The organism is Pseudomonas sp. LBUM1649 (genome assembly GCF_059716155.1).
The window spans coordinates 6,007,814-6,015,000 of record NZ_CP166807.1 but is presented as its reverse complement, the minus strand read 5'-3'; the positions used below and the strand labels follow the sequence as shown (position 1 = coordinate 6,015,000).

Sequence of the window (7,187 nt, the reverse complement as noted above, 5' to 3'; positions counted from 1 at the left end):
CTGGAGGTATCAGAAGTGCGAATGCTGACATGAGTAACGACAATGGGTGTGAAAAACACCCACGCCGAAAGACCAAGGTTTCCTGCGCAACGTTAATCGACGCAGGGTTAGTCGGTCCCTAAGGCGAGGCTGAAAAGCGTAGTCGATGGAAAACAGGTTAATATTCCTGTACTTCTGGTTATTGCGATGGAGGGACGGAGAAGGCTAGGCCAGCTTGGCGTTGGTTGTCCAAGTTTAAGGTGGTAGGCTGGAATCTTAGGTAAATCCGGGATTTCAAGGCCGAGAGCTGATGACGAGTGTTCCTTTGGAACACGAAGTGGTTGATGCCATGCTTCCAAGAAAAGCTTCTAAGCTTCAGGTAACCAGGAACCGTACCCCAAACCGACACAGGTGGTTGGGTAGAGAATACCAAGGCGCTTGAGAGAACTCGGGTGAAGGAACTAGGCAAAATGGCACCGTAACTTCGGGAGAAGGTGCGCCGGTGAGGGTGAAGCATTTACTGCGTAAGCCCACGCCGGTCGAAGATACCAGGCCGCTGCGACTGTTTATTAAAAACACAGCACTCTGCAAACACGAAAGTGGACGTATAGGGTGTGACGCCTGCCCGGTGCCGGAAGGTTAATTGATGGGGTTAGCTAACGCGAAGCTCTTGATCGAAGCCCCGGTAAACGGCGGCCGTAACTATAACGGTCCTAAGGTAGCGAAATTCCTTGTCGGGTAAGTTCCGACCTGCACGAATGGCGTAACGATGGCGGCGCTGTCTCCACCCGAGACTCAGTGAAATTGAAATCGCTGTGAAGATGCAGTGTATCCGCGGCTAGACGGAAAGACCCCGTGAACCTTTACTATAGCTTTGCACTGGACTTTGAATTTGCTTGTGTAGGATAGGTGGGAGGCTTTGAAGCGTGGACGCCAGTTCGCGTGGAGCCAACCTTGAAATACCACCCTGGCAACTTTGAGGTTCTAACTCAGGTCCGTTATCCGGATCGAGGACAGTGTATGGTGGGTAGTTTGACTGGGGCGGTCTCCTCCTAAAGAGTAACGGAGGAGTACGAAGGTGCGCTCAGACCGGTCGGAAATCGGTCGTAGAGTATAAAGGCAAAAGCGCGCTTGACTGCGAGACAGACACGTCGAGCAGGTACGAAAGTAGGTCTTAGTGATCCGGTGGTTCTGTATGGAAGGGCCATCGCTCAACGGATAAAAGGTACTCCGGGGATAACAGGCTGATACCGCCCAAGAGTTCATATCGACGGCGGTGTTTGGCACCTCGATGTCGGCTCATCACATCCTGGGGCTGAAGCCGGTCCCAAGGGTATGGCTGTTCGCCATTTAAAGTGGTACGCGAGCTGGGTTTAGAACGTCGTGAGACAGTTCGGTCCCTATCTGCCGTGGACGTTTGAGATTTGAGAGGGGCTGCTCCTAGTACGAGAGGACCGGAGTGGACGAACCTCTGGTGTTCCGGTTGTCACGCCAGTGGCATTGCCGGGTAGCTATGTTCGGAATAGATAACCGCTGAAAGCATCTAAGCGGGAAACTAGCCTCAAGATGAGATCTCACTGGGACCTTGAGTCCCCTGAAGGGCCGTCGAAGACTACGACGTTGATAGGTTGGGTGTGTAAGCGCTGTGAGGCGTTGAGCTAACCAATACTAATTGCCCGTGAGGCTTGACCATATAACACCCAAGCAATTTGCTTACTTCGAAAGAAGCATCAGATTGCGGTGTGTGAAGACGAAACGAACCGAAAGTTCGAGATCTCACAAAACACCGAAGCTATCACATACCCAATTTGCTGAATCGTCGAAAGACGGCTCAGTACCCGAATTTCTTGACGACCATAGAGCATTGGAACCACCTGATCCCATCCCGAACTCAGCAGTGAAACGATGCATCGCCGATGGTAGTGTGGGGTTTCCCCATGTGAGAGTAGGTCATCGTCAAGATTAAATTCCAAAACCCCTATCTGCGCATGCAGGTAGGGGTTTTGTTTTTGTCCGCAGGAAAATCTGTCTCTTCGGGTTTCTATGCAACGGCTCGGGGCGTGGCTATCATGCGGGCCTCATTGTGAGGCGAGACTTGCATGCTGACGTTGTTAAAGCTTCTTAAGGATGGCCGATTCCATTCGGGTCAGGCGTTGGGCGCTGCCCTGGGCATCAGTCGCAGTGCTGTGTGGAAGCAGCTTCAGCATCTTGAGGCTGAGTTGGGGTTGTCCATTCACAAGGTTCGAGGGCGCGGCTATCAATTGGCTGCACCGTTGACGCTGCTTGATCCTGTGGAAATAGGGCGACTGGCTCCCTCTAGTAACTGGCCGGTCCTGGTCTTCGACTCTATTGACTCCACCAATGCCGAAGCCCTGCGCGCCATCGAGCGGCACCAGGCTGCGCCTTTTCTGGTGCTTGCCGAGCGGCAAACTGCGGGGCGCGGGCGGCGAGGTCGAAAATGGGTCAGTCCATTCGCGGAGAATATCTATTACAGCCTGGTTTTGCGGGTTGAAGGCGGTATGCGCCAGCTGGAAGGCTTGAGCCTTGTCGTGGGGCTCGCCGTCATGCAGGCCTTGCGCGAGCTTGGTGTTCCCGGTGTGGGTTTGAAATGGCCCAATGATGTCCTGGTAGGGCAGAAGAAAATTGCCGGAATACTGCTTGAGCTGGTGGGGGATCCTGCCGACGTCTGTCACGTGGTGCTGGGTGTCGGAATTAATGTAAACATGCAGATGACCGATGAGGTCGACCAGCAATGGACGTCCATGCGCCTGGAGTCGGGCAAGGCGTTTGATCGCAATCGCCTGGTCGCGGAGCTGGGGGAAATGCTGCAGAAGTACCTGGCTCGTCACCAGGCCGATGGATTTTCGGCGATCCAGGCTGAGTGGGAGCAACATCACCTGTGGCAGGGGCGTGCGGTGTCGTTGATTGCGGGTGCAAACCAAATAGATGGCGAAGTGCTGGGCATCGATAGTCAGGGTGCGCTGCGCTTGAAGGTGGGTGGTGTGGAGAAAGTCTTCAGTGGCGGTGAGCTGAGTCTGAGGTTGCGTCATGATTCTTGAGCTCGACTGCGGAAATAGTTTCATCAAGTGGCGTGTGCTCGAGGCGAGCGCCCGTCAGGTGGTGGGAGAGGGTGTTGTCGATTCCGACCTGGCATTGCTTGAGGGTGTAAAAGAGATTCAGGGTCTTGCGCTGAAGTTCTGTCGGCTGGTGAGTGTCAGGACTGCCGAAGAAACCGGCGAATTGATTGCCCGGCTGAAGGCGTCCTTCGATATATCGGTGGTCTGTGCTGCTCCAGCCAGGGGAATGGCCGGTGTTCGAAACGGCTATGAAGAATTTGAGCGGCTCGGCCTTGATCGCTGGCTGGCGCTGCTCGGAGGGTTTCATCTGGCTTCTGGCGCGTGCGTGGTGCTTGATTTCGGTACTGCGGTGACCGCGGACTTCGTTTCCGGGGATGGAGAGCATCTCGGTGGGTTCATATGCCCTGGGATGCCGTTGATGCGAAACCAGCTGCGCACCCATACCCGCAAGATTCGTTATGGAGATCTTGCGGCTGAGCGCGCTTTGGAGCGTCTTGTTCCGGGTCGCACGACAGTCGAGGCGGTTGAGCGCGGTTGCCTGCTGATGCTTCGGGGGTTTGTGCTGACGCAGCTGGAGATGGCACGTGGTTATTGGGGGGAGAATTTTACGGTATTCCTCACCGGTGGCGATGCCGCGTTGGTCTGCGAGATAGTGCCTGAGGCCCGGGTCGTTCCGGATCTGGTGTTCGTCGGCTTGGCGATGGCATGCCCTTTGTCCTGAGGTCTTTATGCGTTGGTTGTTTCTGCTGCTGCTCGTTCTCAATGTGTTTTATTACATCTGGCATCAACAGGAGGCGCCCCTGCGTGCCAAGGACGTAACGCCCCTGAGCCTGTATCGCGGCTCCCAGCAGGACATTCGTCTCTTGAGCGAGGCGACGGATGCGTCCAAGGATAAAGGGAAGGTGGCGCAGGCAGAGGCTGAATGCCTTTATCTGGGTGGATTTGTTCGTCAGGATGTCGAGCAGGCGCTTGAGCGCAGGTTGACCGGCATGGGCGTGAAGTATCAGCCGCTGCCTGCAAGTTCGGCTGAGCCCCCGGCGTACTGGGTTCGCGTGGCCCCTGAAAGCAAGCGTTGGCTGGATGACTTGCAGCTAATAAACCTTTCTAGAGAATTCAATGAGTTAAAACATAAAATAATGCCGTGTGGGGGGGTTGCACCCACTGAATAGTTTGCATAGAATGGCGCCCGCTCCACAGCGAAGACCTAAAGAGGTCAGCGAGGTGAAGCGAGGTCAACGCAGATAAGCTCAGGATTTTAATGAGAAAAATGCTTGACAGAAGGCTGGCATGATGTAGAATGCCGGCTCGCTTAGGAGGGGTTCCCGAGCGGCCAAAGGGATCAGACTGTAAATCTGACGTCTACGACTTCGAAGGTTCGAATCCTTCCCCCTCCACCATTTTAGCGAGAGCTGCAAGCCTCGCGGGTATAGTTTAGTGGTAGAACCTCAGCCTTCCAAGCTGATGATGCGGGTTCGATTCCCGCTACCCGCTCCAAGTTTGCAGGTTTTGCACAGTGTTATGCTCTTGTAGCTCAGTTGGTAGAGCACACCCTTGGTAAGGGTGAGGTCAGCGGTTCAAATCCGCTCAAGAGCTCCATATAACAAGGCAGATATGAAAATATCTGCCTTTGTTTTAATGGTCTGGTTGTGTTTCGTTGTTCGGGGCTGCTGTTGAGTCTCGGTGCTGGTGAAGCGCAAAGGTCATTGAGTAAATTGTTGTAAAGTCTTTTTCGGGCCGGCATAATGGTCGGCCTGATTTTGTTTTAGGTCAGTAGCTCAATTGGCAGAGCGACGGTCTCCAAAACCGTAGGTTGGGGGTTCGATTCCCTCCTGACCTGCCAGATTCACTCGGTGTGTCTGGCTTTCTTTTCACAGGATCTTCATAGATGACTCCTAAAGCTGAAGCTCAAGGCTCGCGCTTCGATCTGCTCAAGTGGCTAGTAGTAGTCGCTTTGGTGGTTGTTGGCGTTGTTGGCAATCAGTATTACTCTGCTTCGCCGATCCTGTACCGCGTGCTCGCTTTGCTTGTAATTGCTGCTGTAGCTGCCTTTGTAGGCCTGCAGACGGTCAAGGGCAAGTCTTTCTTTGTACTGGTTAAGGAAGCGCGCACCGAGATTCGTAAAGTCGTATGGCCAACTCGCCAAGAAACCACGCAGACCACGTTGATCGTTGTGGCTGTTGTCCTGGTTATGGCGTTGCTGTTGTGGGGGCTTGATTCCCTGCTCGGTTGGCTTGTTTCCTTGATTGTCGGCTAAGGGTGTCCCGTGGCTAAGCGTTGGTACGTTGTGCATGCTTACTCCGGTTACGAGAAGCATGTCATGCGCTCGCTGATCGAGCGCGTAAAGCTGGCTGGCATGGAAGATGGCTTCGGCGAAATTCTGGTTCCCACTGAAGAAGTGGTTGAAATGCGTAATGGCCAGAAGCGCAAGAGCGAGCGTAAGTTCTTCCCTGGTTATGTGCTGGTCCAGATGGATATGAACGAGGGTACTTGGCACTTGGTCAAGGACACTCCTCGTGTGATGGGTTTTATCGGCGGTACTGCCGATAAGCCGGCACCGATTACCGATAAAGAGGCAGAAGCGATTCTGCGTCGCGTCGCCGATGGTAGCGACAAGCCTAAGCCGAAGACGTTGTTCGAGCCGGGCGAGTCGGTACGTGTCAACGACGGTCCGTTCGCCGATTTCACCGGCACGGTCGAAGAGGTCAACTACGAAAAGAGCCGGATCCAGGTCGCGGTACTCATTTTCGGACGCTCTACCCCGGTAGAGTTGGAGTTCAGTCAGGTCGAAAAGGTCTAGCTGAGCAAGCATCCCAACCCCGCAGCCCTAGGCTGTGGGGTTTTGTCGTCACTGGGATAAACGCGCAAGTAACCGGGGAGCCTTTCGAGGCGTTTGAACCCGTAATTGGAGTGCCTCATGGCCAAGAAGATTACCGCTTACATCAAGCTGCAAGTGAAGGCCGCTCAGGCTAACCCAAGCCCACCTGTTGGTCCTGCTCTGGGGCAGCACGGCGTGAACATCATGGAATTCTGCAAGGCTTTCAACGCCCGTACTCAGGGTCTTGAGCCAGGTCTGCCGACTCCAGTGATCATCACTGTCTACAGCGACCGTAGCTTCACGTTCGAAACCAAATCCACCCCTGCTTCGGTTCTGCTGAAGAAGGCGGCCGGTCTGACCAGCGGTTCCGCTCGTCCGAACACCGTTAAGGTTGGCACTGTAACCCGTGCTCAGCTGGAAGAAATCGCGAAAACCAAAAACGCGGATCTGACTGCAGCTGATATGGAAGCAGCCGTGCGTACTATCGCCGGTTCTGCTCGTAGCATGGGCCTTAACGTGGAGGGTGTGTAATGGCTAAGCTGACCAAGCGTCAAAAGGCTATCGCCGGCAAAATCGAAGCAGGCAAGGCCTACAACTTTGTAGACGCTGCTGCTCTGCTGGCTGAGCTGTCGACTGTCAAGTTCAGCGAGTCGTTCGACGTTGCTGTAAACCTGGGTGTTGACCCGCGTAAATCCGACCAGGTCGTTCGTAGCGCTACTGTGCTGCCACACGGCACTGGCAAGACCGTTCGCGTTGCTGTGTTTACCCAGGGTCCAGCTGCTGAGGCCGCTCTGGCTGCCGGCGCTGACCGTGTAGGCATGGACGACCTGGCTGCCGAAATGAAAGGCGGCGACCTGAACTACGACGTAGTGATCGCATCCCCGGATGCCATGCGCGTTGTAGGTCAACTGGGTCAGATCCTCGGTCCACGTGGTCTGATGCCTAACCCTAAAGTCGGCACCGTAACGCCAGACGTAGCTACCGCGGTTAAAAACGCCAAGGCTGGTCAGGTTCGTTATCGCACCGACAAAAACGGCATCATCCACACTTCCGTTGGCAAGATCGGCTTCGACGCCGTCAAGCTGAAGGAAAACGTTGAAGCCCTGATCGCTGACCTGAAGCGTATCAAGCCAGCTTCCTCGAAAGGCATCTACGTCAAGCGCGTTACCCTGAGCACCACTATGGGCCCAGGTCTGGTCATCGACCAGAGCTCGCTGGACGCGTAAGACACAAATTGGCGCAAGCGATTGCGCCAATTGAAAAATTGGGGTCCCTGCCTGGCGGGGGCTATCCAAGACCGTAGGCGACGCAAGTCT

The 7,187-nt window shown here is 54.7% G+C and carries 7 protein-coding genes, 4 tRNA genes and 2 rRNA genes (1 of these 13 cut by a window edge); all 13 read left to right on the top strand.

Going from position 1 to position 7,187, the window contains the following annotated elements; genetic code table 11:
* Positions 1-1,672, top strand: a 23S ribosomal RNA gene (locus ACA058_RS27950) (it extends 1,220 nt beyond the left edge of the window).
* 153 nt (positions 1,673-1,825) lie between these two features.
* Positions 1,826-1,941 (top strand): 5S ribosomal RNA (gene rrf, locus ACA058_RS27945).
* 137 nt (positions 1,942-2,078) lie between these two features.
* Entirely contained in the window at positions 2,079-3,038 is a 960-nt protein-coding gene (gene birA, locus ACA058_RS27940) for a bifunctional biotin--[acetyl-CoA-carboxylase] ligase/biotin operon repressor BirA (RefSeq protein ID WP_497636791.1), read from the top strand.
* Complete coding sequence (locus tag ACA058_RS27935) at positions 3,028-3,777, top strand: pantothenate kinase (protein WP_497636790.1); 750 nt, start codon at positions 3,028-3,030, stop codon at positions 3,775-3,777. Before birA ends, ACA058_RS27935 begins: the two co-directional genes overlap by 11 nt.
* 7 nt (positions 3,778-3,784) lie before the next feature.
* Complete coding sequence (locus ACA058_RS27930) at positions 3,785-4,225, top strand: hypothetical protein (RefSeq protein WP_497636789.1); 441 nt, start codon at positions 3,785-3,787, stop codon at positions 4,223-4,225.
* Between the two features lie 143 nt (positions 4,226-4,368).
* A tRNA-Tyr gene (locus tag ACA058_RS27925) sits at positions 4,369-4,453 on the top strand.
* A 23-nt stretch (positions 4,454-4,476) separates the two neighbouring features.
* Positions 4,477-4,550 (top strand) — tRNA-Gly (locus ACA058_RS27920).
* Between the two features lie 26 nt (positions 4,551-4,576).
* Positions 4,577-4,652 (top strand) — tRNA-Thr (locus ACA058_RS27915).
* 168 nt (positions 4,653-4,820) lie between these two features.
* Positions 4,821-4,896 (top strand) — tRNA-Trp (locus tag ACA058_RS27910).
* A 45-nt stretch (positions 4,897-4,941) separates the two neighbouring features.
* Entirely contained in the window at positions 4,942-5,310 is a 369-nt protein-coding gene (gene secE, locus ACA058_RS27905) for a preprotein translocase subunit SecE (protein ID WP_007896620.1), read from the top strand.
* A gap of 9 nt (positions 5,311-5,319) precedes the next feature.
* On the top strand, positions 5,320-5,853 hold the full coding sequence (gene nusG / locus ACA058_RS27900) for a transcription termination/antitermination protein NusG (RefSeq protein ID WP_007933727.1): 534 nt from the start codon (positions 5,320-5,322) through the stop codon (positions 5,851-5,853).
* Positions 5,854-5,970: 117 nt separating this feature from the next.
* Positions 5,971-6,402 carry a 50S ribosomal protein L11 gene (gene rplK / locus ACA058_RS27895; RefSeq protein WP_007933726.1) on the top strand — a complete coding sequence of 144 codons (432 nt, stop codon included), beginning with the start codon at positions 5,971-5,973 and terminating at the stop codon, positions 6,400-6,402.
* Positions 6,402-7,097 carry a 50S ribosomal protein L1 gene (gene rplA / locus ACA058_RS27890; RefSeq protein ID WP_003186095.1) on the top strand — a complete coding sequence of 232 codons (696 nt, stop codon included), beginning with the start codon at positions 6,402-6,404 and terminating at the stop codon, positions 7,095-7,097. The genes rplK and rplA overlap by 1 nt, the downstream gene beginning before the upstream one ends.
* The last annotated feature ends 90 nt before the right edge of the window (positions 7,098-7,187 follow it).

Coding starts and splice junctions, on each gene's coding strand:
- birA (WP_497636791.1), top strand. CDS start 2,079: ATGCTGACGTTGTTAAAGCTTCTTAAGGATGGCCGATTCCATTCGGGT.
- ACA058_RS27935 (WP_497636790.1), top strand. CDS start 3,028: ATGATTCTTGAGCTCGACTGCGGAAATAGTTTCATCAAGTGGCGTGTG.
- ACA058_RS27930 (WP_497636789.1), top strand. CDS start 3,785: ATGCGTTGGTTGTTTCTGCTGCTGCTCGTTCTCAATGTGTTTTATTAC.
- secE (WP_007896620.1), top strand. CDS start 4,942: ATGACTCCTAAAGCTGAAGCTCAAGGCTCGCGCTTCGATCTGCTCAAG.
- rplK (WP_007933726.1), top strand. CDS start 5,971: ATGGCCAAGAAGATTACCGCTTACATCAAGCTGCAAGTGAAGGCCGCT.
- rplA (WP_003186095.1), top strand. CDS start 6,402: ATGGCTAAGCTGACCAAGCGTCAAAAGGCTATCGCCGGCAAAATCGAA.